The organism is Methanosarcina sp. 2.H.T.1A.6 (genome assembly GCF_000979455.1).
Lineage (GTDB): Archaea > Halobacteriota > Methanosarcinia > Methanosarcinales > Methanosarcinaceae > Methanosarcina.
Window position 1 is genome coordinate 73,416 of the sequence record NZ_JJOY01000052.1, and the last position, 26,012, is coordinate 99,427.

Below are 26,012 nucleotides of genomic sequence, written 5' to 3' on the forward strand. Positions count from 1 at the left end.
TGACGGAAAATTATTTATACTTACATCACAATTGTGATTATGTCTTCACAATTGTGATGATATGTAAAAAGCAAATGTATGTCAGAATGGCAGAGTGGCTATGCCTCCGGCTGCAACCCGGAGATACGTGAGTTCGATTCTCACTTCTGACTTTGAATAACAGCTGAAAAAGAGGTAGAAGAGAAAATGGTGCAGGATATAAGGGTACAGAAGACGTTTGAAGCCTTGTTTGCCCTTGAAGATATAAGGGAGATTTTCAGAGGGACTTTACCCACGGGTCTGAATGAAACCGAAGAACAGGAATTTCAGAAAAAGATCTCGGCTCTCAAAAAAGTAATAAATGAGCTTGAAAGCGGGACAGGAAAGCCCGAAGTTTTCAGGCTTGCAGGAAATCTTCCGGTCAGGGACAGAGAAGAATCCTTCATAAACATCCAGCCTATACAGGCAGCCGGAAAGCTGACCGTTGACGCAAGAAAGGCGCTTATCGCTTATGGAGACGGCTATTCTACCTGTGATTCATGCAAAAAACCTTTCAGGCTTGACAAGATCACAAAGCCCGGAATTGCGGATTTCCATTCCGAACTTGCAGACTTTCTCAATATGGATGAAGCCAGGGTTGTCCCGGGGGCAAGAAGAGGGTTTCAGGCAGTTGCATCTTCTTTACTCGAAAAAGGAGATATTGCCCTCGTCTCTTCCCTTTCTCATTATACCGAGTTTCTTTCTGTGGAAAACGCAGGCGGCATTGTAAAGGAAGTACCCCTGAATGAAAATAATATAATTACAGCCGAAGCAACCGCAGAAAAAATCGAAGCAATCATCAGAGAAACCGGAAAAACCCCTAAAATCATGATGATGGACCATTTTGACTACCAGCTGGCAAACGAGCATGAGATAAAGGAAATCTCAAAGGTCTCACACCAGTACGATATTCCGCTTCTCTACAACGGAGCCTATACCGTAGGGGTAATGCCTGTTGACGGAAAAGACCTGGGGGCTGATTTTGTGATAGGGTCAGGCCATAAGAGCATGGCGTCCGCTGCACCGTCCGGGGTCCTTGCAACAACCGAGGAGTGGGCTCCTGTCGTCTTCAGGACAACTCAGATGAAAGGGGACCTTACTGAACGCAAGTTTGGCATAAAAGAAGTTGAAATGCTCGGCTGCACCCTGATGGGAGGGACTCTGTTCTCAATGATGGCGTCTTTTCCGGCTGTAAAGGAACGGGTAAAACACTGGGATGAAGAAGTGGACAAATCCAACTACCTGATGGACAGGCTCCTTTCGATTTCCGGCAGCAAGGTATTGTCCGAATACCCCCGAAAACATGCCCTTTCCAAAATCGATACTACTGACAGTTTTGATACGGTTGCGAAAAGCCATCCGAAAAGGGGCTATTACCTGAGCGACGAACTTTCAAAAAGAGGAATTGTCGGCTTATTCCCCGGAGCAACAAGAGCCTGGAAGCTGAGCACGTACGGGCTTTCCCGGGACAGAGTAAAGTACCTGGGAGATTCCCTGGTCGAGATAGCAGAGAAATACGGTCTGGAGGTAAGATGAGATGACAGACGAAAACGGAAACAAGAACGAAAAAGCAAGTAAAGAAAATACGGGAAGTAAGGAAAATACGGGAAGTAAGGAAAATACAGAAAGTAAGGAAAGCCTGAAAAAAAAGAGGTTTGAAAATCTGGGAGTTTCTACCCTTGCCGTGCATGCAGGAACAACACCTGATCCGGCTACAGGAGCAAGGTCAGTTCCGATTTATCAGACAGCAGCGTATGTATTCAAAGACACCGAAGAAGCAGCCGACCTCTTCGGGCTTAGAAAAGCAGGCAATATTTATACGCGCCTGATGAACCCCACAACCGATGTCTTTGAGAAAAGAATCGCTGCCCTTGAAGGAGGCATAGGCGCCCTTGCAACAGCCTCAGGGATGGCGGCAATTACAACGGCTCTTCTCACCTTTACAAAACCCGGAGACGAGATCGTTTCAGGGGACAAGCTCTATGGAGGGACCTACGAGCTTTTCAATTATACTTTCCCAAAACTCGGAAGGACCGTAAAATTCGTAGACTCAAGCAGCCCCGAAGAATTTAAAAACGCAATCTCCGAAAACACAAAAGCCCTGTATGTGGAATCAATAGGAAACCCGGGACTTGATGTGGCTGACCTTGAAAAACTTGCAGAGATTGCCCATGCGGCAGGAATCCCCCTTGTCGTGGACAATACCGTTTCTCCTCTGATCTTAAGGCCAATAGAACACGGAGCAGATATAGTCGTATGTTCCGCAACAAAATTCATAGGAGGGCACGGGACTTCGATAGGTGGGGTAATTATTGACTCCGGAAACTTTGACTGGAACCCTGAGAAATTCCCTGAGATTTGCGAGCCCGACCCCGGATACCACGGCTTGAAATATAAGGAAGCCTTCGGAAAGGCAGCTTTTATTGGAAAAGCAAGGGTGCAGTTCATGAGGGATACCGGAGCCTGCCTTTCCCCTTTTAACTCATTCCTGTTCACGCTGGGGCTTGAGACTCTCCCCCTGAGAATGAAAAAACACTGCGACAACGCCCTTGCAGTTGCAAAGTTCCTGGAGGGCCACCCGAAAGTTTCCTGGGTCTCCTATCCGGGCCTTGAGTCTCACAGGAGCCATGAGCTTGCAAAGAAATACCTCAAGTCAGGTTCCGGCGCAATAGTAGGCTTTGGAATTAAAGGCGGAATCGGGGAGTGCAAAACGTTTATTGAAAGCCTTGAGGTCTTTTCCCACCTTGCAAACATAGGGGATGCCAAAAGCCTCGTAATCCATCCGGCTTCAACCACCCATGAACAGCTGTCAAAAGAAGAACAGCTGGCATGCGGAGTAACTGAAGACTTCATCAGGCTTTCCGTAGGAATCGAGGACGAAAAAGACCTGATTTTCGACATCGAACAGGCACTTTCAGAGGTTTGAGCGAGCATGGCAGTTTCCGGGAGTTCTTCGAAATCTAAATCTAAAAAACTGTTTTCGGAAAAAAAAGGCCAGAGCATCGGGATAGTCCGCTCAATGAACTATAAAATCCCGGGACCCTTCAGCCTGGAGAGCGGAAAAACCCTTTCCGGCGTCAGGATAGAGTACGAAATGTACGGGAAGCAGAATGCCGATAAGAGCAACGTTATCCTGATCTGCCACGCCCTTACGGGAGATGCCCATGCTGCCGGGTTCCATACAGGCGACAGAAAACCCGGCTGGTGGGACATTGTAATCGGCCCCAATAAAGCGTTTGACACTGAAAAATACTGCGTCATCTGCTCAAACATACTGGGCGGCTGTAAGGGCTCTACAGGCCCTTCTTCCATAGACCCCGAAACCGGAAAACACTACGGCATCTCCTTTCCCGTAATTACCATCGCAGACATGGTAAAGGCCCAGAAAAAGCTTGTCGAGCACCTCGGAGTAAAACAGCTTTTTGCGGTTGTGGGCGGCTCAATGGGCGGAATGCAGGTGCTCCAGTGGACGGTCAGCTACCCCGAGATGGTAAAAAAAGCAATTGCAATAGCGACCACAGCCTCCACAACCCCGCAGCAAATAGCATTCGGAGCAATCGGAAGGAAAGCCGTAACCGATGACCCGAAATGGAACGGGGGAAACTACTACGGGAAAGAAATCCCTGCACAGGGCCTGGCCCTTGCCCGGATGATCGGGCATATTACATACCTCAGCGACGCTTCAATGCAAAAGAAGTTCGGAAGGCTTCAGCAGGATGCGGATGCAGCAGGCATAACAGGCACGGTGGGCACGACAAACACGAATTTGTCCGAACTCTCCCCGGATGCCTCCCCTAACGCCTCACATGACGCCTCACATGATCTCGCCCCAAACTTCCAGGTTGAGAGCTACCTGAACTACCAGGGAGATAATTTCACGAAGCGTTTTGATGCCAATTCCTACCTGTATATTACAAAAGCCGTGGACTACTTCGACCTTTCAAGGAACGGCTCCCTTATAGAGGGCTTTTCCGGAGTTACTGCAAAGTACCTTGTAATTTCCATATCCTCGGACTGGCTCTATCCCCCTTACCAGGCTCAGGATATCGTATCGGCTCTTACTGCAAACGGAGTTGATGCCAGGTACGAAGAGATCAGGTCTCAATACGGACACGACGCTTTCCTGCTTGAAGAGGGACAGCTGAACTACCTGATAAGGAGCTTCCTCTCGCAGATCCTCGTAAGCGACGTTATGAACCGGAATTTCTATTCGGTCTCGCGAGACGAAACAATCGAGCACGCCTCAAGGCTCATGGTAAAAGAACGTGTAAGCCACCTGCCAGTCATTTCAGAGGACGGAAAGCTTGAAGGCATCGTCACCTCCTGGGACATTACAAAAGCAGTAGCCTGCAAAATCAACGAGCTGGACGAAATTATCACCCGGGATGTCAGGTACGTATATGAAGACGAAAGGATTGAGAAAGCGTCCTCAATAATGGAAGATTACTCAATTTCCGCACTTCCGGTCATAGATTCCGAGCACCGCGTAATAGGCCTTGTTACAAGCGAAAGCATAAGTGCCCTTATCGGCAGATTCGGTTAACTAACCGGGAGATTCTAGTCCGGGGCGGCCTGAATAAGAACTTCCGCTTATTCCTGTCCCGTGCCCGGGTGCGGATGAGGTCGGCCGGCTTAGAGTAATGAAAATTAAAACGCAGGCAGCGCTCCCGGTTGATTTTTAGAGCAAAAATACTGCTGGCCTGGCTGGCTTGAAATTCTGAATCTTGAAATCTGCCCCTTACAACTCTACTCTCTATCTCACGTCGTTTTTGTCACGCTCGACGCAGGAGAGCGGTCTTTCAAAAAAGTGAAAAAAGACCAGAATAAATCCTTGATTTTGTCCTGATCAGAATGAAAATCGTATCCTCTTCAAATTGTATGGGTAAAAGTAAATTTCACATATTTACTGAAAACTTAATTATTTAACTATGTTTAAAAACCAGCATCTTGAGATGCATTCAACTTTAGAACTGTATGACAGAATTATTTCATATTTTTCTGGCTGGAAAATTCTCCCTTGAATTTGAAGAGGATACTGAAAATCTTTTAAAAACCTTTCCCCACGAGGTCGCTTGTGGTTTATTTTGAAAAATTAAAAAAAATATACAGGCAAGTAAAATGTTGATTAAAAAAGCGATTTTGAAATAATCGGCAAATGTTAGAAAATTGAACTAATTATAAGCCCCTGACTTGAATCTATGCTAAAAATGAGTATGTTAGCTTAAATAAGAATTCTTGTGGTTCTAAAGCGAAAATAAGAAGTGTAGCGGGGAAAATATGGCGTGAGTCGGGCTATTTCTGAGAAGAATTTAACAATCGCCTGTTTTTTAGTTGTTGCAACGAATTGGGCTATTGTTCTCTTTTATTCATATGATTCTTTTGAGCATATTCCATCTTCAGAAGGTTAATTTCATTGTAGTAATCTCAGATATTTGAATCATTTATTTCATTAAGATTTATATACTTGCTTAAGTTCCTTGTAAGTATGGTAAAAAAAGTATTTTCAGTTGGGTATCCTTTTCCTGGAGATGTTGTAGATACTCTATCTCTTAAATCAACACAATCTTTGTTAGATGCAGACATTATTTTGTTTATGCCTACATTCTCAGATTACTCTAACAGCTATCAGGCTTACAATGGTAAACCTAAAATAACAGAATCCGATTCTCAGAGATTAATCGAGGATCTAAAACGTTGGAGATATGAACTAAAGGTAGCTTTTGAGCATGGAAAAACCATATTTATATTTTTAGCTAAGTTTGAAGAAGTATATGTATACACTGGCAAAAATGAGGTATCAGGAACAGGCCGTAATCAAAAAACAATAAATTATGTAGACCTAGTGAACAACTATTCCTTTTTGCCAATAAATTTAGGAAAGATTATTTCATCCTCTGGTTCAGAGATTAAAATTTCAAAAGAATTAGGAGTTCTTTCAACTTATTGGGATCAGTTTGGAGCATATTCATCTTATGAAGTATATTTAGAAAACTCGGAATTGAAACCCCTTTTGACTACAAAAGTCGGAAATAAATTGGTAGGAACTCTCATAAAGAAAGAAGAAGGGACTCTTATACTACTCCCACCTATAAATAATACTGAAAAGCTTACTAGGATTAATGCTTATGGTGAGGATGTTTGGACAAAAAAAGGTAGAGAATTTGGTGCTAAGGTAGAATATATTATCCTTGGAATTGACAAAGCTTTAAATTACAGGCAATCTTTAACTCCAGCACCGAAATGGACTTGTGAAAATACATATAAATTAGCCACTGAGTACAAAATTACCTCTGATATTGAACAAATCTTAAAAGAAATTTCTTTACTAGAAGAAAAAAAGAAATTATTAGAGATAGATTTGAAGGAAGAAAGCTTATTACGTAACTTACTTTTTGAGACTGGGAAACCTTTGGAAAAGGCTATTATAAAGGCTTTAAAGATAATGGGCTTTGACGCTGAAGGATATCAGGACTCAGATTCTGAATTTGATGCTATTTTTAGTAGTAAAGAAGGACGCTTTCTAGGCGAGGCTGAAGGAAAGGATAATAAACCGATAAACATCGAGAAACTTAGTCAGCTAGAAAGGAATATTCATGAAGACTTCGAAAGAGAAGGTGTTGAAGATTACGCAAAGGGTGTACTCTTTGGTAATGCTTATAGGTTTACTGAAATTGAAAAAAGGAGTGAGTATTTCACTCAAAAGTGCAGTACAGGAGCCATACGAGCAAAAGTTGCGTTAGTCCGAACACCTGATCTATTTTTTGTTGCAAAATATTTACGGGAAAATGATGATCAAATGTATGCGGAGCTGTGTAGGAAAGCAATTTTTGAAGCTGAAGGCAAGATCGTTGATTTTCCAGAACTTTCTTAACCTAAGTGGAATAATAAATTTTCCATTTTTACTTATTAGCCGGTATTCGGCAGGTCGACATTTAATTTTTGATAATTATTACTGATGGTGATTTTGGGATTATGCCCCATAATTATATTTAGTTATTAGGTTAACATATGGTCCAAACATGATATCTCATACTAAGCTTGAATGAAAAAATGGTTCAGTGTTTATATGCGTCGAGGGAGTTTAGACACAAGTTAACCAGCTTTGAACATAACATATAGTCAGCTAATGTTCTAAAACGGCATTGGAAAAAATATTTTAATTTTTAATGTCGACCTGCCGAAAGCAGGTTATTAGAACTTATGCATAGGAGTAGCAAATGAAGCTAACTCTATCTTAAATACTACAAATTATATTTTTGAACTTTAATTCTTAATATAAATCATGGCTTAATTTTGTATTAATAACAAAACAATGGACTCAGTTCCAAAATCCAGTGATTGGTGTAAACTAAAAAATCACTGGATTTCGAAATTGGTTATAATTTTTTGAACACGTAATCGGGATTGAATTCTTTATATGTCGAATATTGAGTTTAGTCGAAGTCTGAATTCTTCCTGCAAATTCAGTGTTTCAATCAAAAAATGCAAAAATCACTGGATTTTGGACCAAAGTCAATAAGAGTATAAAACAATAATAAAGTTGTTGGGGATTAATGTGACAAATGAACTAATACAAAAAGTTGCTAGTTATAGCGATGAGTATGTGAAAGAAAATCTTAACGATAAATACGACAAACACATCTTGTTAACAAATTGGCAAGAGAGCTTGAGTTTTCATTTTGGTCATTCTTTTTATCAAGGCAGAAGAGATAAAATTTCACAGAAAATTGAAAAACGTGCAAAAGATATCCTTGAGAAATACATTAATGAAAACAATGGTATCCCAGAAGTTATTTTAAATAAAGAGAATTTTCCCGAAATTAGGTCTCGATTGATGGAAGGTATCGGAAAGGGAAAAATAGGTAGAAGTCGAGACATTGAGATGATAATCTCAATCTTGGGATTTATTTCTGAAAATAGTGAGCGAAATATCGTAAACTATTCTCTCTCTAGAATTCAGAATGGAGAAACAGCAGATCATTTTAAGGAGCTTCAGAAAATACATTCAATTGGACCAAAATGCAGTTCTTTTTATCTAAGGGATTTGGTAAGTTTTTACTCACTTGAACCAAAAATAAAAAAGAGAGAAGATTTAGTTTGCCTACAACCTGTTGATACATGGGTTAGAAAAGTTGCATATGAGGTAGGAATTATTAATAAACTAGATGAAAGGGATGAAAATGTAAGAGAAAAAATTGTTGATGCCTGTTCAGAATTAGGTGTTTCAACAATAGAATTTAATCAGGGAGCTTGGTATTTAGGTTATAATTCTTTTAAATTACTGATAAAAAAATTGAAAGAATAAAAATATATAATCAGATATCAATTTGTTGTTGTCAATTCTTTTATTTAATAAAAAGAGAAACTAATTTCTTTACTTCATTAGTATTCAGGTTGATTTTTCCATCTCTTAAAGTTCTATCCTTTATCTTTTTTAATGACCCTGCCTACGGTATATGCTATATTCAGGAATTTCACATTTCAACATCCAGGACTCAATTGTTTTTCTTGGAGTTTTATTCCCGACTTTCGGGCTTATCTCTGCTTTTTGCGACCATCTGGACAAGTCCCTATTCCAGGAGTTTCTTTCAGGTAGTCTTTTTCCATCTAAGAATTGCTTAAATATATAATGAAATGTTGAAGACACTTCGAGGATGAAACACTTACAGAATTGTTTAAAGGCAGAGTTGTCACGCCTACAGTACGCAATGATGTTACAGTAAAAGAAAATGTTATTCAAAGCAAAGAGCCCGCAATCAAAATCCTAAACCCCTTAGAAGGGTTATCAGAGATTATATCCAACGATAATGGAAATACGTTATTAAAAATTTGGATAAATAAGGTTGCCAAGATTGCATAAAGGCTTTTTAGCTTCTATAACTTCAAATGTTTCCAATAATTATTATAATTGATAATATATATAAATGCTGAATTTTAAAAAGGAAAAGCTTTTTAAATTATTCTCTATTTTTATTATTATATTTTATAAAGAGGACCGAAAAAAATGGAAGATTCTTCGTCAGTTGTAGATAAAAGTACTCTAACAACCCCCTCAGATGTAAGTGCAGTACCAATTTCATTAGAAGATAATACTCTAGCAGATAATCCAACAGTTAGTACTCCCGCACCCCCACAAAAACTAAAGTTTTCAAATTTACCCCGAAAAGTAGCTTATTTTATATTAGGCTCAATTTTTATATTTATGGGCTTGAGCATGTTGTCACAGAGTTTGATAGGGGGAAGTTTCGTTTGCATTTCAATTGCAATTATTATTTTTAAATATGAAGTTAGCACTCTAATAGCCCCTGCAAAACCAAAATTTTCACACGTTGTCCTGTATATAACTTATTTTATAGTAGCATCGATTAGTTTAATCTTTGGGTTATTGATCACAGTAAGCTTGCCGGTAGCAGGCATATTTTTCCTCTTGATGACAATTATATTTTTAAATTTTGCTTTTTTATGGAATCCCGAAGAACAAATAATTCGTTCAAAGGTCGCCTGGAAGAATTTGTTGAAAACTTCAGAAAAAAGGTCAGAACAAAAAAGACCGGAAAGAAACAGATTAACAGATATAAATGTAGCTAAGATAGATGGGCGGCAAGGGTACGAATTAGAAGGTTTTCTAAAGACTATTCTTAAAAGTTTAGGATATTTATGGAAGAATTTGTTGAAAGCTTTAGAAAAAAGGGCAGAACAAAAAAGATTAAAAAGAAACAGATTAACTGATATAAATGTAATATTAGCTCAGATAGATGGGATGGAAGGATATGAGTTTGAAGTGTTTATGGAACATGTTTGTGAACAGTTGGGATATTCAGTCTATCGTACTAAATCATCAGGTGATCAAGGTGCAGATCTTATTCTAACATCAAAAAACAGAATAAAAACCGCTGTCCAGATCAAACGATACTCGGGTAAGGTCTCAAATGGTGCAGTACAGGAAGTTGTAGCTTCAAAAGGTTTTTATAAATGTACAGAGGGTATGGTAGTTACAAATAGTTATTTTACAAATTCTGCCAAACAATTAGCTGAAGCCAATGATATTGATTTAATTGACAGAGATGAACTTATAAAAATGATTAAGAAGGTATATCACTAAATAATAGTCAACATGCAGTGACGGATAGTAGCACCATATCCGCCACAATTTGTTGTTATTTTACAGTTTCTTACAAGAACTTTTCAATCTCGTTTTCAAGCTCTTATGAACTCAATATACCCCACTCTGTCAATCGCTTCTTAATATATCTCATTTCTTAATCGGTGAAAGAAAGACTTTGATAATGCATAAGAGATGTTTTTGGATCGTGACCCTGCCTACTGTATATGCTATACTCAGGAATTTCACATTTCAACATCCAGGACTCAATTGTTTTTCTTGGAGTTTTATTCCCGACTTTCGGGCTGATCTCTGCTTTTTGCGACCATCTGGACAAGTCCCTATTCCAGGAGCTTCTTTCAGGTGGTCTTTTTCCATCTAAGAATTGCTTAAAGATATAATGAAATGTTGAAGACACTTCGAGGATGAAACGCTTACAGAATTATTAAAAGGCAGAGTTGTCACGCCTACAGTACGCAATGATGTTACAGTAAAAGAAAATGTTATTCAAAGCAAAAAGCCCGCAATCAAAATCCTAAACCCCTTAGAAGAGTTATCAGAGAAAAGAGATACAAACAGCACTCAAATTTTAACCACTTATAATGACTCTGATTTAGTCGCTGATCTGTTAGACAGAAATAAAACCTCTTGAATTTTCATCATCAAATTTGGTGGGAATCTTCAGGATATGTAATGCAAGAAGAAGCCCAGAGGCGCTGAATCTACTGTATCCCCCAATACAGTCTCTTCGAATATTATGCTCCCCCAAGCAAATTAATTCGAAGAAGAATCAGCGACCTCCAGGAGATTCTTTTATTTTGATGATACCCCTTTATTCCCCAACTCCAGTACATAATTAAGAGTATAAATTATATTAAATTAATTATACAAAAAATTGTTTTCAAGCAAAAAATAGTTTGACGTAAAAAGTTTCAAGCTCATTATAGCTCTTTTCTTAAGTAGGACTTACGCATTTGAAGTACAAAATCAAGCACTTTCGGCTTTGTGACTAAGTTTAATATTTTAGATAGTAAAACTTGCAGGGCAGGAGATTAAAGATCTGGTTGATAGCTAACAAAAACTTCAGATTTTTCTCAGAAATTCGAGACTGGATTGTAATCCGACCTTCCGCAGATGTCTTCAAAAAAAATAACATTTTTCTTGTTATCGTTTTTGGAGAATTATTCGAAAATCTGCAGTTATTATCTCAACTGAAGCTTCTGGAAATAAGTGCTGGAAGTTTTCAATGAAGGCAAAAGGTCGAAAATTGCGGGATATTTCAAAAACACATATTTGAATAACCTGAGTAGTTTTCAGACAAAACGATAGCAGTAAAAATTGTGGAAATTGAAAGGACATCTGCGGAAAGTGGGTGTAATAACCGTGTACATTATATCAAATGCCGTATCGTTTTCGGAAGCCGGATGGGGAGCCGATAACTATCGTATCTTTTTTTTCGATCCGATCCAGCTTTGCCATGTACTCAGGAAACGGACAGGCACTTTTGGTGATGTAGCCAATCATATGGAATTTCATTATCCTCTTATTTTAGCTTTGTTCGTGATTGTTTTCTTCGTTTGTGGTAATGGATAAATATAGAACCCTATACTAATTTTGAAATTTTTAATCTGAATATTTTTTTTGCTTTGAGACAATTTTTCACTTAAGTAATTTAATATAAGTTTGAAGGTATTAAATTTCATAATCGGCTATAAGCTTTTGAATATTATCTCAGAGACTGAGTTTTAACCGCAAGGAGAACCCCCATGAAAGTATTGATTGTAGATGATGATCCCTCATTTTTAGAGCTATCAAAGATATTCTTAGAAGTTTTCCACGATATACCCTCCGATACTGTGGATTCTGCAAGAGAAGCTCTCAAGATGTTAGAGAAAGACTCCTATGATGTGATAGTCTCGGACTATGATATGCCTGTTATGAATGGTATCACGTTTCTAAGGACTATCCGTGATAAAAGAATCAACATTCCTTTTATTCTATTTACGGGAGTCGGAGAAGAACTTATGCACCAGGCAATGCAAAATGGTGCAAATTCTTTCATTCTGAAAACCAGTGACCCAAAAACTCAGTATTCAGAGTTATCAAAACGAATCTGGCAGGTTGTAAATAGCAGTTAATCAAGCTCCTGGTAACTTTTATTGAGAAGCTGATCACCTAACACAACAGAAATCGGTTCGCAGAATACGGTCAAAAAATAGTAAATGAAAAGAAAGAAAAGTTTGTGAGCATAGATGAACTTTGATGTCCTGGTGCTTCCGGAATTATTTGGCAGGGTTCCCTCAAAGCTAAAACTAACAGTTCAAAGCGAATGTGCCCTTCAACCAGTGTTTTGTGACTTATTATGCTCTTTCTCTTTTGAATATCAGGTTTAAGGCTATCAAGAAGCTGGAAACGAATATTATAGCGATTACTGCCGTATTTGTTGGGCTGCTTATACCTGAAAAATTATTGATAAAAGGACTGGTAATAGAATAAGCAGCATTACTGGCGGAATAAGTCCTTGTATACAGTCCGTAGTAAGCCGACTCCAGAAGTACTGCTATAAGCGAGATTAAAACTGCTATAATAAAACTGCGTATTATAATGTCAAGTTTCATTTTCAATCATCTTTTAGAAACAGTGGTATAAAATATTAACATAATATAAACTGGAACAGGGTATCGATTTTAGATGAATTAATCGAAATAAGAGGAAGACTTGTGGTACAAAATCGATAGCTTTCAGGCAAGAATATTCCTTAACCGATAAACGATGAATTTACTTTCATGCCCCCTCATCTGTTTCGTTTATTTATTTATGTATTTATTTATATATTTAGTTATTTATCATTCCTGCTTTTTGATCATCCTCGGAGATTATAGCATACTCTAAACTATTTATGGATTTATTATCATATACTGCATTCAAATATTCAAGAAATGTAGACGTATTTTTGATACTGGTGTCTGAGGAATTGTTCTCTCCTTCATTTCCCGTTGAATGGATATAACATACGAATAAATAAGACATAAGAATAATCATAACCAAAGCGACAGCACAAAAAACTGTTTTGATATTTTTGTTTCTTTTCCTTTTTTTCATCCTAATTTTTGAATCCAGGTAGTGTCTGTCCAGAATATAATCCAGGTTTTCAGTATCTTCATCGCTTAGTTCCAAAATAAAGTTGTTATTGCCTTTATAATCAACAAGATCTTTTATCAGGCTTTCGAGAAGGATTTTTCCCTCAGCTTTTGGCTTTGAAGGCGATTCACTGGCAATAAATTTTAAAAAATTAACCTTGTCTGAATATTCTAAGTCGTTTAGTGCTTTTTTAACCCCTTTCTCAAAAGAATTGTACTTAGAACCTCCTCTGGAATTATGTGCCCATTCACCTAAAGAATTTTGAGGGAAATTCTCCCGTGAAGTCTTATTAAAGAGCAAATTGAACAAATCTTTGTTATGTTTTTTATGTATAGTTAGTACAAGATCCGCAATGAGAGATTCAATAAATATATTTCGAGAAAGTAATATTTTATAAAAATCTTTCCTACATTCTGACGATTCAATTTTGTGTGAGATATTTATGAAAACTTTTCCAATAGTAGGATCATTTACATCAGTGGTTTTTTGCACCAATCCCTTAAATATTTCAACTTTATATGTATCATCAAACTCGTCTAAAAAGGAATTAGAAGAAATATAATAATCGGATGGTGAACTTAATATCTTTCTTACAACAGGGCTTACGGAATCTGATATAGTTTGACTTCCTTTTGAATAAGAAGCTTCATCTTTAAAGAATTCTTCACCCAATTCTTTAAAGGAATTCCATGACCCCGCTTTAGTAAATTCTAGGAACGTTCCGTTTTCTCCGATCTCAAAATCCGGATTTGGTTTGATGAGACTAACAGAAACGTTAGATTCTGATGGATATTGAGAAACATCAAAAATAAATGTAAATCTGCGCCTTAATATGGAAATTAATTTAAGGATAAAGGAAAGCCCACTACTGAGTTCCGAAATCTTTACAGATACTTTTATGTTAGAACGAATCTTGCCTGCTGTGTATTCAAAAACTTCTTTTTCGATAGGGACCTCTTTAATATTTCTAAAATCCCCTTCCTCCCAAAATCCAACTAGCTTATATTTCTTCACGTCGAGATTTTCTACCTCAAATTTAACCCTCTCATAGAACTGCTTTAATAACTGAATATCAGAAACAATCTCGTTCTGTAATGGTAAATTTTTGTAGACCTGGATGAATACGACTCTTTCTTCTCTTCCATTCTCAGCCTTTACACTCAAACTGCACCCAAAAATGAGTTCATTCTCTTTTGATTCCAAGTAAAAAGCACTTCTTTTTGTATCAAGCTGCGTTGCCAGTTCAGTGTATTGTTCAAAAAGTGTATTGCCTTTTAATAGCTGGCCCGTTGAATTATATATTCCATAATCCGAGTTATGGCTGACATTGGAGAGGGGGAAAAAAGCAAAGCTCTCTAGAGCTTGATCACGGTGATTAGAAACTGAATTTCCCAATTTCTCCAACCCTCCATGGATTTATTTTTGGATATTCCCGCTGCATTTCCGGATTCTCACTTTCCATAGTGAGAGGTTTCATGGTTGCATCCACACTGACCGTGTACATGTAGATCGGCATTTGATATGCCATATTTACAATTTCCTTGAATGTGGTAATCTCGCAGAACAGATCATATATTTCATGCTCTATATCCCTGGCTTCTTTTGAATCCTCCATAATCTTGGAAAGATCCTTAAACATGTCAGTCTTGGTCACCACAATCGCATACGATTTCTCATTCCCGAATATATTGATGATATTTGAATAGTGACCGAAGAGTTGTGTCAAATTTGTTTTGCCACCATTATGATAGTCAACGATATGATCTCCATCTACCAGGAAAATGATTTTCCCTGCACTTTCAAATCTTTTATATACATGGACAAAAGTGACTTTCTCTACAGCCTCTGCAAATTCATTTTTATGATTATCTCGCAGATTTTTTATGAAATCTATATTTCCCATATTCTGTTCCAGTGTGGGAACGTCTATATTGAAACGTGTATTGAGTTCTGCAATTGTTGTCCCATACTGCGTCGGGTCAAAATTTTTTGTATGTTCGCCCCCGTAGTCGACAAATGTCATCCCTACAGGTTTAACTCCTTTTTTGCCTGATAACAAATATATTGCAAGATCTGTCCGGAGGTTGCTTCTTGGAAGTTCTCCCTTCTCTATATCTGCAAGCATATTTTCAATCTTTAAACTTTCTTTGTTTTTTTCCGACACGATAATTTCTTTTCTCTGGCCCCCCAAAACAGTTACAAACTGATTGTAGAATGCAAGCAGTAACAATGTTTTTCCGGATCTTGAAGGCCCATACACAAATACATCATAAGCCTTTATACCGCGAATTGTCTTCGTCAGAAGGAAAGAAAATGTAAATAAAATTCCTATCAAAATCATAAAGTCAAAAAGCTCGTTTGAACCACTTGACATGAACTCCGGTTCTTGAGAAGACCACATAATCTTAATCAAAGCCAGGATTAGATACAATAAGGTAAATACAACAAAAATCATGATGAATCGACGTAAATACATTGCAAGCCTGTCAAAGCGATTATTATAATAGGAATAAAAACTTAAGCATCCACCTTCCAACATTCCAAACACAAATCCGTCAATACGTAAAAACCCGCTTACGTAAAAGACGTACACAAACGGCAAGAACACTGCAAGTAAGAAAATTCCCCCGATTCTGGAGCGAAACTCGAGAATCATCCCAATTGCACTGAAAATAAAGGATGCGACGAAAAAGCTGAAAGTGAGTTTTATGTACCATCCCGTATCTGATAGCCAGTAGGGCATACTCATATATAAAAAAATAAGGGATAGGAGAACCCCCAATAAAACCAAAATGATTTCAAAAATCGTATGAGTTCTACTTATTTTCAAGCTTCAAGGCCTCCTTTAATGACTTTGTTTTGTAAAGGCTCTTGATCTCCTGGGGAATTTCCTCTATCCTTTCATTATTTGCAATCTTTCCTGCTGCTTCCGAACTTAAGAGGACGTTTCGAGTTATGTACTCTCCATCCTGAAGTTTCAGTACATGGTGCAGTATATTTTCCTTATTCCTTGCATAAATTTCCCAGTAACCTCCTCCGGCTACCAGGGGATAAATGTTGTCAAGAAAACTTGATGCGGCAAAAAAGGTCAGAGCAATCTCCCAGGGTTTTGTATGTCCATGAGGAGTAAGCAGGGAATCATTAGGTTTTTTCAAAGACAGGCTCTGATTGATATCCACGCTGATCATGCTTTTCATGAGCTCAGAACGTACATATCCGGAAGTTGATGATACAACTAAAGCAGCTTTTCCAAAAGTCCACCTTTCGGTATCGCCAATTGAAACTTTTAAAGAATTTACACCGAGTTTTCTACTTTCAAACAAATCCTGATATGTAGATTTTGCGAGGTTTATGAGTTTATCAAGTTCTAATTTCCCGTTTTTGTCCATGTCAAGGTTGCCCATATCAGGACTGGCATTTGTATCAGACCTGCCTTCCACAAGAGATAGTATCTGGGGGTTGACACTTCCAAATTTAGTTTTGTATATGCCTTTTTTCGTCCGTTTTCCGGCTTCTATTTTTTTACTGATAATCTCAAAATGTTCATGGAAATACTCATAATGCAGATTGAAATTTTTTCGGCTTGAAAATGTTTCCGTGTTGGTGGCATCGACTTTAACAAGCATATCATACTGCAGTTGCTTTTCTTCTATTTCTCCATTTATATCTTTAATATATTTATTTAACTCTTCCATACTATAGAAGTAATTAGCAGCTTCTAAATGGAGTTCTGTCAGATTTTCTCGCAAAGACTGCCTGATTTTTACCCTGTCATCGGATGCAAATATTTTGTCAAGTTTTTCACTGTCTATATTATTTGTATTTAGATCTGCAAATATAGAATTACAGATCCTTTCTCGAAGTACTTCAACCTTTTTAATTAAATCGACAGTTAAAAAATTATCCGGAATTACGATGTTAAAGGGTGTGTCGATATGAATCGCCCAGTATTTCATATTTGATTTGATATAATCTTCTTCTTTCCCGGCATGTTCTTTATATTTTTTTATGAGTTGCTTTCTCTTCCCCAATATAAGTGCACGCAAGCCGCCCTTTTCAACTTCTTTTACCTTATATTTATAAAAATAATAACTGGTAACGGAATCAATAAACCTGCTTAAGCTTTCAAGATCACATTCGTTCTCTTTTGAGATAGCCTCAATTTCCATTCTAATATCTTTAGTGCCAGCAGATAAAAACCAGCTATTTTTATCGTTCCCTCGAACTTTCCCGATGCTCAATTTCTCTATATATCGATCTAATGTTTCTTTCAATTTTTGTTCATTATCCGGGAGGTATTTGATATTCCGGTTGAGTTTTGCATAGGACTCAAGGTCAAGATCAATATCATTTAATTTATCTTTGATCTTTTTATCGACCTCAATGGGCAGAGAATTTAGCTCGGCCATTTTCTGCTCGGTCGGCTTCAGCTTTGTGTTCAGAGTTTGGATTTCCTGACTCTTGGCGTTCAGTGCTCCAAGAAGAGGAGAGATATCCTTTTTCCCTTTCAGGATATTAATCATTACAGACCTGCAATCTTCATTCTCAACCGCTGCAACCCGTTTGAATAAACTTGCATTTTTTTCAAGAGTCTCGAGAGCTTCTGGAATCAAACGGAATAATTTTTTATCGATTTCATCTTTGAGTTTCTCCTGTGCAACACCTTGAGCAAAATTATTAACTCGTGAAATATAGGATGTCAGGTCATTATAAGTTCCAATCTTTTCAAATTGAATCTCTGAAATGTTATATTTAATAAATTCCTCTATTTGTTCCACGCTGTGATAATTAAGCAGTTTTGCGATGTTGTTTGTCCACACTTTTTCAATATTTCTATACTCAGTTTTTATGAACTCAAAGACTTCCATCGTTGGAGTGGCTTCTCCACTGATGTTGAACTTAATAAGGAGACTTTCAATAATCTCGTTTACATTTTTCCTGACAGCATCGATTTCTTCCAGTTCATGAATAATCTGGCTGTACTGCTCCTTTAATTCCCTGAGCTCTTCTACGGGGTATTCGATCACATGCGAATCGGCAAATATAAAAGAAGAATAGGATTTTCTTGCGTCACTAAGGTTAAGATCACTTCTCTCTATATGGAAGAAGTTAGTGAGAATCTGCGGGAAGACAGAATCAAATTCATCCACTTCTTCTAGCTCATACTGTCCGTTGGTATACTCCGTGGGACCTAGAGATGTAAATATTACATGATCGAAAAGTCTCTCGTCGTGAGACACGTTTAAGTATTCAAGCTCTGTAAGAGAAATGGCAGCATTAAGCTGTTCTTTTTCTCCTTCTTTTGTTGTTGGAAGCACTGCAAAGAGATAGATTGCATCATCCCGTTTTTCCTTGATATATCTTGCAAGGTCTATGAACATGCCTGAGCCAGTACCTCCCCCGATCCCTACTATGATGGCTGTGACTCCCGGATTCGAAAAGGTCGGAAACCCATTTGCTTGTCCTTCACTCAAAACTTTATACAAAATAGCTTTTGAAACAGCTCTTCTGCGATGCACACCACCCCCGAAATCATCCATGATGAAGTGATCAATACGTTTCAAGTCCTGGAAAGTAACTCCATTGTTTTCGGGATCATTCAACCACCACGTTTTGATTGAGCGGGATCTTTTTATGCTTGCTGAAACTTCAGCGCTGGTTAAATCGGACACATGTGTAATATTTGCAAGGTTTGGTAGATAGTAGGACTTAAATTCGATGTTCCCCGCTCCCTCCAAATTATCCACTTTCTCCATGATTTTTGTTTCCCACCGCTGATCCTCTGCAGATTCATTGGCGTCCGTATCCATCGTATAAATCTTAAGCCTGTTCACATCATTGGAGTAATAGTGGAGTAACCAATCGTAATTGCATATTTCACGAGCAAGTTTTTTTCCGCATCCACCCACACCCACAATTGTTAGATTTGGAGGATACTTAAAAGATTGACTTGAGTCATCTACCCTTTTCATTCGGTATCTTCTCCTACATCGATGTCATCCTTAGAATTGAACCTCACACCAATTAAAAAACCGAGCAGAAGGCCTATAATTGTGCCTGGAATGAGCCACCAGTATGAAGGCCATTTATCATTTTCAGTCAAATGATCAGCGAGTGTTTTTGATTCCTTAACAAGCCCTTTATCATGCAGATCCTGCAGATATTTTTTAAAAAAGGGATCATCGATTTGATTTATCTGTTCTCTGAATGATTCAACTTCCGGTATTGAAATTTCGAAGGGACGGGTTTCCACGCTTTCGATCAGATTTCCTTTACTGTTTGTAAGTGTTATTCTGTCATAAGCGTAGCCCGTACTTTGTTTATATGTTACAAGTGTTACTCCATCATACTGTTTCTTATTGGTGATTTGTGGGATTTGTCCATTAATAGTAACAATAATTGATGTTGTGCTTTCATTAACTGGAAAATCAAATTTGTTAGCATCACTTGTAAAGTTCAAATTTGTGAAATTATATAAATGGAAATCATCAACTTTAACCAGATCAGTGTCAAAAGAGATATAATCTGCAGCTGGTGGGATATTATTTATTGTTAATGTGTAACTTATTACCTGTCCCTCTAAAACTTTGTCTGGTGTTTGACCATTGATCTCAATGTTTGTTGCTGATACCGTACTTGCAAGAAGTAAAAGTAAGAACAGTGATAAAAATAAGTAGTTTACACCCTTGAATGATTTCATTTTTTTATTACACCACCGCTTTAACATTATTTAACGATACCCTCTTTGTTAAATAGTTTATACTACATATGATTTTTTAATTAAACAGCTATTTAATACCATTTAACTATACCATTATTCATTTATTCATTTATAGTCGACGTAGAAAATATTTACACATATAAGCAAGAACGATAACTGTAAGTTCAACATTGAGAAATACAGTTAATTTTTGAGTTGAATATAATTTCTCAGTTGGCCATAATTAAAGCGAAAAGATAAACCACTGAAAGCACGGAAAACACGGACTGAAGGAAACACGGGCACAGAGAATTCCTTACTCTCCGTGGTTATAGAGTCTGGATAGAGTTTTTCCATGCCCATCGGTGTTTTTGATTATAGAGTTTGAATTATAGTGTTTAACAGTGTATTTAATTTGTGTGTTGACTATAAATAGTTTACACTATTGAAGGACTTTTTACTACCCCACTGTTTTAACATTATTTAACTATACCATCATTAATTTGTATTGGATTTCACTCAACATTCCGCAGATGTTCTCAAGAAAATAACATTTCTCTTACTATCTTTTTTGGCATTACTCTAAAATCCGTAATTATCTTTATCTCATAGGGTCTTCAAAAAATTCATCAAAAATTTTTATGTTTCTTACAGATACATTTTTTGCGTTTAATTAACAGGTGAGATTTTGCAGTCCTAATTTGCACCAGAAATTCGAGTTGAAGCCATAGTTTCGCTTCAGTTGTGGTTTAAACAAAGTGTTGAACTATTCACTTTAAATGAAAAAACAATAAATTGATCTTCATGAAAATTCATGTCCTCCAGCACTCCGCCCTTAACACCCTCGGCACAATCGAAGAATACGCCAGAACTAACAACCACCCCCTTGAGTCAACCCGCTTTTATAAAATCACAAATCCGCCTTCGCTTGAATCTTTTGACCTGCTTGTCATTATGGGCGGTCCTATGGGAATCTATGATTACGAAGAAAACCCCTGGCTAAGAGACGAAAAAGCCTTCATAAAACAGGCAATCGAAGCAGGAAAGCCAGTTCTCGGTATCTGCCTCGGTGCCCAGTTACTTGCCGATGTACTCGGCGCGCGCGTATATGAAAACGGGCACAAGGAAATGGGCTGGTTCCCTGTAAAGTTGGTCCGGACGGAGGAAAATGAACCTGAATTTCTCAAAGGGCTGCCGGAAAAGATAACGGTTTTTCACTGGCACTTAAGAACCTTTGACCTTCCAGCCGGGGCTGTGCATCTTTTCCGGAGCGAGGGATGTAAAAATCAGGGTTTTATTCATAACGGCAGGGTTGTAGCTCTCCAGTTTCATCCCGAAGCTACGGATGAAAGGATTAAAACCATGATAGGAAAGTCTGGTCCTATAATTGAAAACGGGCAGTTTATCCAGAAAAAAGAAGAGATGCTCGGACAGAAAGAGTATCTGGCTGAGACAAAGAAATTCATGTTTAAAGTGCTGGACAGGTTCGAAAAAATTATGCACTCTTAAAAGATGTCATTACATCCTTGAAAAACGTCTTTACATCCTTAAAAGATGTCTTTAAAAGGATCTTTCACCCCTGAGATAAGGGTTGCAATATCTTTCAGCGCAAGGCTCTTCTTAAGCCCTGTGGGGAGAGCAATGTATTTCGGGCTCCAGACAGGGTTGAACTTTTCCTTGAAATCCCGCAGGCCTTTATAGTTATAGATATAGTCGCCGTTGGCAAAGATCAGAGATCCTACTTTATGCCAGAGAGGGGAAAACTGCCTCTTTTCAAGGCCTGAAAGAGGAGCCATTCCGAGAGAGAATCGCCTGTATCCGTTTTCTTTACCCCAGAGCATTAGTTTGATAAAAGATATTACATAGTCCTGTCAGGGGCGGTGGAACCGTAGCGCATGAGGTCAACACTGAGCTCTTCTTTCTTTCCTCCTGCCCAGATGTTTGCAAAGGCAACGATTTCTTCATCATATATGATAACCGGTAAGAGATAACTGACAAGCCTCTTTAATTTAAGGGCTTTTTCCTGTATAGTACCTTTTTCTTCCATCAGGATCAAATGTCCTTTTGTTGTTGGATCTGAGTTCAGCCAAGGTTATGAATTGGAGTTAAGGATTAAAAATTTCTAATTTCGAGCCTATTCTTTTAAAGGAGATATATTTTTTGCCAGTTCGCTGCCTGTTAGCTTCTCTCATGGTTAAATAACGATTTATCTAACCCTTACAACCTTTATCACTGCAATATGTCGTTCATGTTACGCTCGACGAAGGAGAGCGGTCTTTCCTGCGAAAAAGAATAAGAGAACATAAAAGAGAGAACATAAAAGAGAGAACATAAAAGCCAGAAAATAAAAGCTGATGAATAAGCTTTTGAGTAAGAACTATAAACCAAAAGATCAAAACGGCATAAACTTCAATCTTTATCTCTCTTTCAAATCTGCTATTGTTCTTTTTTACAGGGTCGCCAGACAAGCTGGCGGGGGTATTCTACTTTACCCTGAGATTGAAAAACTTTTTTCAGGAGATTAATATCTGAATGGATGCCTGATCCTGTGCGGAATTTATTAATCCAAACTGAATGAACTCATAAGGGCGAGAACGAAAACAAGTATTCCAGCTGTAAGAAATATAATCTCTTTTACAGTAAGGGGTTTTTCTTTGAGTTCGGGTGATTTTTCTTTCCAGTAAACGTTAAGGGAATTTAAAACCGGAATGAACGACAGAAAAGAGAGATGGGCAAGCAGCCAGATTGGTTCTTTCCATATGGTGGTCGTATTTATCCATATCCAGAAAATTATGAGAATTGCTGTTGGATAATTGACATGGTGACCTTCTTTTTTAAGCATATCAGAAAACCTATCGAATAAGGAAGACATGAAATAGGGCATCAAGAGAGTTCTCCAGAAAGGAGAGACATCAAGATTATCTTTTTCTTTAAAATATTTCCAGCTTTTATAATTCCAGTATAATTCATAAAACCCCATGGATGCTACAGAAAAAAGTGCAAATTTCCAGACCGAAAGTACCCTGGAATAATTCTGTTCATTTTCAGTCATAATAACCCCTAACCATATTTACCCTTAGCCTGATGTTTATGATAGTAAAAATGTACCCAGCAGGATTATGGAAAAGAAAACTATTCCTATTATTAGCAGAGTTATCTGCCATCCTGTAAGAGGCTTTTCAGGAAGTTCAGGAGACATTTCACTCCAGTAGACGTTAAGAGAATTTAAAACCGGAATGAACGCTATAAATGAGAGATAGATAAGCAGCAAGAGAGGACCTTCTGCATACGGGCAAACTGTATTCAGAATCATCCATATAAATATAAGAAACGGCGTCGGATAACTTGTCTGACGGCCTTCAGCTTTAAGCATGTCAGAAAACTTGTCAAATAATGAAGACATAAAAATAGGCATAAAAAATGCTCTCCAGAAAGGAGAAACTTCAAGATTATCTTTTTCCTTAAGAAACTTCCAGCTTTTATAATTCCAGTACATTTGATAAAGTCCTAAACTTGCTATAGAAAAAAGCGCAAATTTCCATACCGGAATTACTCGGGAATAATTCTGTTTATCGTCGGGCATCGATAAACTCCATTTAATTTCAGTAGTCCATAATAACAAGCTCATAGAAATGTCTGATTCTTTAAAGAATGGAACTTAAGATATACAAAGCATATAAACTATAAAAAATTATTTGATATGAAATAAAAATATGGATGGGCCCAACTACCTCATTGGATTAAATATTCCAGACAAAAAGATCAGTAGACAAAACGATCAGTAGACAAAATATCAATAAATTCCTGCTTACTTAGAACTCACAGGTTACTTTAGAGAGGATGCAGGGCATTTCTGCCCTTAGTCGAAACAGCAGGCATACATATATAAAAAAATTAAGGCATAAAAAAATTAAGGCGGGATTCACAAGGTTTCCACTTTTTCAGCGTGCCTGAAAGTAACAACCCCTTTACTCTCCTCACTCCCTGTCTTTACATTGTTTCTGGACACCGACACTACATGTTTTGTATCTGTTGGCTGCTGCCTGATCCCTGTCTTTCCGTTGTTCTTGAGGAACTTGAACTCCTTTGAAAGCATAACCAGCACCACTCCCATCATAATATATTCTGTGACCGGCGCTGCAGACCAGACACCGTCGAGCCCGAAGAACCGGGGCAGGATGAACAGCAGGGGAAAGAGGAAAATGAATATCTTTCCGAGATGGATGAAGAGTGCTGCTTTGATCCTGTTTATTGACTGGTAATAGATGGCAGTGAGAAGCACTGTGCCTTCAACAAGCAAAGATAACATAAAAATGTTCATTCCTCGAAGCGTAACTTCCAGAAGTTCGGAGTCATCCCGGTTGAAAATCTGTACTACGTTCTCGGAAAAGAAGTAGATAAACAGAAATCCTAATGCTCCGACGAGGATACACGAAAGCATTGTCAGTTTCAGAGTCTTCGAAACTCTTTCATAGTAGCCAGCCCCGTAATTGAAACCTATAATCGGCTGCACACCAAGGGCTATTCCTTCAAAGAGCATGTAGAAGATTGAAAGGACATACCCTATGATACCGTAAGCTGAGACCGCAAGCTCGGAGCCGTATATGAGCAGCATGTAATTATGAACAAAGAGCACAAGAGCCAGTGAGATCTGCATTACAAAGGACGGCGTACCTGCTTTAAGGATCCGCAGCACAATTCCGGTATTTAATCTCATTGCTTTAAGCTGAAGTCTCAACTTTGCCTCGCTGCCGAAAAGGTAATACATGAGCAGCACCGCAGGCAGAGCAAAGGCAGTTACTGTTGCAATGGCAGCACCGGACATTCCCATTCCCATACGCATGACAAAGAGGTAGTCAAGCACAACGTTTACAACGATTCCGGCAACCATTATGTTCATGCAAAGCTTCGGTTTTCCGTCATTCCTTACGAGAGGTTCGAGGGCAATATTAAGGGTCATGAAGACAGAACCCAGGAAGATAATCTGAAGATATTCGCGGGCAAAGTTAAGGGCAGTACCGCTGGCTCCAAGGAGACTGATAGAGGTTTTGCAAAATATAAGCCCGCCTATGGTAAAAATGGCTCCTGCAAGAAGGCATAAAGGAAAAGCATTGTTCACTATATCCAGTGCTCCCTTTGTATTGCCTTTTCCAAGTTCCAGAGCTGTAAGGCTGGACGAGCCTATTCCTATAATTATGCCAGCTCCAATTATAATCAGATAAGGGGGATATGTAAGGGTAATGCCTGCAAGTCCCTGGCTTCCGACAAAATTTCCAATAAAGAAACCGTCGATTATGCCCTGGATTCCTGCAATGACAACTCCCACAACTGCCGGAAGGGCAAACTTCAAGAACAAACTCAAAATACTCCCTGACCTCATCTCTTCGTCACTTACCATATCCGGGCCTCCGCAAGCTGCAAAACCGGTATTATGGGAGCGTGAAGCCGAATTTCCAGCCCTTCCTGATAGAGAAAAGCCAGGGCTTTTCTTAAGAAGGACCTGTTCAAAGCGAGATCGGTAACATTATACTTTTTTGGGGTTTTGGATTCTTTTAAAAAATTGAGACAACGTCGATCAACTTTTTTGAATGGTTGCTATAAAGACATTTTTTGTTCCGGATGAAGCTTCGGAAAATATGCAAATCGAAGGTGTAGCTGTTTTTTGCAGAATTAATTTATCTGCCTGTACTAAACCAATCATTGCATACATTCTGAGGGTTGTATTATTCTTAGGGTCATTTTGTATTACATCTCTGCAATACAATTAAATTTTTACAAAGCTTCATCATATTTTAACTGGCAAACACGGATTCAATCGAAATAGACAATCCTTGATAGAGAATTCTAAGTAGAAATTCCGGATAGGAAATTCTGAATAGAAATATCAGATAGAAATTCTCAATAGAGATTTTATGGTAATATAAACAAAGCAAATTAGCCAATACTCAGATATTTAGTCTGACCAACTGATATTTACGCGCCGCTAAATATTTATGCCATATTTATACATTCACATTCTCTCCTGTTTTACCAGGTTACTTATCCTGAGAC

18 protein-coding genes are annotated in these 26,012 nt (G+C 38.1%); 8 read left to right on the top strand and 10 right to left on the bottom strand.

Annotated features, from left to right (window positions below; translation table 11 throughout):
- Positions 1-186 precede the first annotated feature (186 nt).
- The 6 genes from pscS (at position 187) to EO98_RS19315 (ending at position 10,120) form a co-directional block, all read left to right on the top strand.
- Positions 187-1,554, top strand: coding sequence for an O-phospho-L-seryl-tRNA:Cys-tRNA synthase (gene pscS / locus EO98_RS16860; protein ID WP_048137665.1), 1,368 nt, complete (start codon positions 187-189; stop codon positions 1,552-1,554).
- Between the two features lies 1 nt (position 1,555).
- Positions 1,556-2,944, top strand: a complete 1,389-nt coding sequence (locus EO98_RS16865; RefSeq protein WP_082098663.1) for an O-acetylhomoserine aminocarboxypropyltransferase/cysteine synthase family protein — start codon at positions 1,556-1,558, stop codon at positions 2,942-2,944.
- Between the two features lie 6 nt (positions 2,945-2,950).
- Entirely contained in the window at positions 2,951-4,561 is a 1,611-nt protein-coding gene (locus EO98_RS16870) for a homoserine O-acetyltransferase (RefSeq protein ID WP_048137667.1), read from the top strand.
- A gap of 942 nt (positions 4,562-5,503) precedes the next feature.
- A complete protein-coding gene (locus EO98_RS16875; protein WP_048137715.1) occupies positions 5,504-6,889 on the top strand; it encodes a hypothetical protein in 1,386 nt (461 codons plus the stop codon).
- Between the two features lie 684 nt (positions 6,890-7,573).
- A complete protein-coding gene (locus tag EO98_RS16880; RefSeq protein ID WP_048137669.1) occupies positions 7,574-8,323 on the top strand; it encodes a hypothetical protein in 750 nt (249 codons plus the stop codon).
- A 699-nt stretch (positions 8,324-9,022) separates the two neighbouring features.
- Complete coding sequence (locus tag EO98_RS19315; RefSeq protein WP_235283957.1) at positions 9,023-10,120, top strand: restriction endonuclease; 1,098 nt, start codon at positions 9,023-9,025, stop codon at positions 10,118-10,120.
- A gap of 1,395 nt (positions 10,121-11,515) precedes the next feature.
- On the opposite strand, the gene EO98_RS19465 is transcribed toward EO98_RS19315, so the two are convergent.
- Entirely contained in the window at positions 11,516-11,644 is a 129-nt protein-coding gene (locus tag EO98_RS19465; RefSeq protein ID WP_255350289.1) for a hypothetical protein, read from the bottom strand.
- A 242-nt stretch (positions 11,645-11,886) separates the two neighbouring features.
- Here EO98_RS19465 and EO98_RS16900 point away from each other — a divergent pair, with 242 nt between their 5' ends.
- Entirely contained in the window at positions 11,887-12,258 is a 372-nt protein-coding gene (locus tag EO98_RS16900) for a response regulator (RefSeq protein WP_048135407.1), read from the top strand.
- A gap of 697 nt (positions 12,259-12,955) precedes the next feature.
- On the opposite strand, the gene EO98_RS16910 is transcribed toward EO98_RS16900, so the two are convergent.
- From EO98_RS16910 to EO98_RS16925, 4 genes are read right to left on the bottom strand one after another with little or no spacing between them, the layout of a single operon-like run.
- Positions 12,956-14,665, bottom strand: a complete 1,710-nt coding sequence (locus EO98_RS16910; protein WP_156161167.1) for a hypothetical protein — start codon at positions 14,663-14,665, stop codon at positions 12,956-12,958.
- Positions 14,637-16,091: a hypothetical protein gene (locus tag EO98_RS16915; RefSeq protein ID WP_156161168.1), complete on the bottom strand. Its 1,455-nt coding sequence runs from the start codon at positions 16,089-16,091 to the stop codon at positions 14,637-14,639. Before EO98_RS16915 ends, EO98_RS16910 begins: the two co-directional genes overlap by 29 nt.
- The gene (locus EO98_RS16920; RefSeq protein WP_048137679.1) at positions 16,078-19,233 is read right to left on the bottom strand and encodes a tubulin-like doman-containing protein; all 3,156 of its coding nucleotides are present in this window, start codon (positions 19,231-19,233) and stop codon (positions 16,078-16,080) included. Before EO98_RS16920 ends, EO98_RS16915 begins: the two co-directional genes overlap by 14 nt.
- Positions 19,230-19,961, bottom strand: coding sequence for a hypothetical protein (locus EO98_RS16925; protein ID WP_156161169.1), 732 nt, complete (start codon positions 19,959-19,961; stop codon positions 19,230-19,232). Before EO98_RS16925 ends, EO98_RS16920 begins: the two co-directional genes overlap by 4 nt.
- An 804-nt stretch (positions 19,962-20,765) precedes the next feature.
- On the opposite strand from EO98_RS16925, the gene EO98_RS16930 reads away from it, so the two are divergent.
- Positions 20,766-21,470, top strand: a complete 705-nt coding sequence (locus tag EO98_RS16930) for a type 1 glutamine amidotransferase (RefSeq protein ID WP_048137718.1) — start codon at positions 20,766-20,768, stop codon at positions 21,468-21,470.
- 38 nt (positions 21,471-21,508) lie between these two features.
- On the opposite strand, the gene EO98_RS19320 is transcribed toward EO98_RS16930, so the two are convergent.
- From EO98_RS19320 to EO98_RS16955, 5 genes are all read right to left on the bottom strand, one after another.
- Positions 21,509-21,757 (bottom strand): phosphatidylglycerol lysyltransferase domain-containing protein, encoded by a 249-nt coding sequence (locus EO98_RS19320; protein ID WP_235284800.1) that lies wholly within the window; start codon positions 21,755-21,757, stop codon positions 21,509-21,511.
- Between the two features lie 62 nt (positions 21,758-21,819).
- Entirely contained in the window at positions 21,820-22,008 is a 189-nt protein-coding gene (locus tag EO98_RS19325; protein ID WP_048137685.1) for a hypothetical protein, read from the bottom strand.
- Between the two features lie 513 nt (positions 22,009-22,521).
- On the bottom strand, positions 22,522-23,013 hold the full coding sequence (locus tag EO98_RS16945; RefSeq protein WP_048137687.1) for a hypothetical protein: 492 nt from the start codon (positions 23,011-23,013) through the stop codon (positions 22,522-22,524).
- Between the two features lie 36 nt (positions 23,014-23,049).
- A complete protein-coding gene (locus EO98_RS18635; protein ID WP_156161170.1) occupies positions 23,050-23,274 on the bottom strand; it encodes a hypothetical protein in 225 nt (74 codons plus the stop codon).
- 609 nt (positions 23,275-23,883) lie between these two features.
- Positions 23,884-25,359 (bottom strand): MATE family efflux transporter, encoded by a 1,476-nt coding sequence (locus tag EO98_RS16955; RefSeq protein WP_048137691.1) that lies wholly within the window; start codon positions 25,357-25,359, stop codon positions 23,884-23,886.
- Positions 25,360-26,012: the final 653 nt, after the last annotated feature.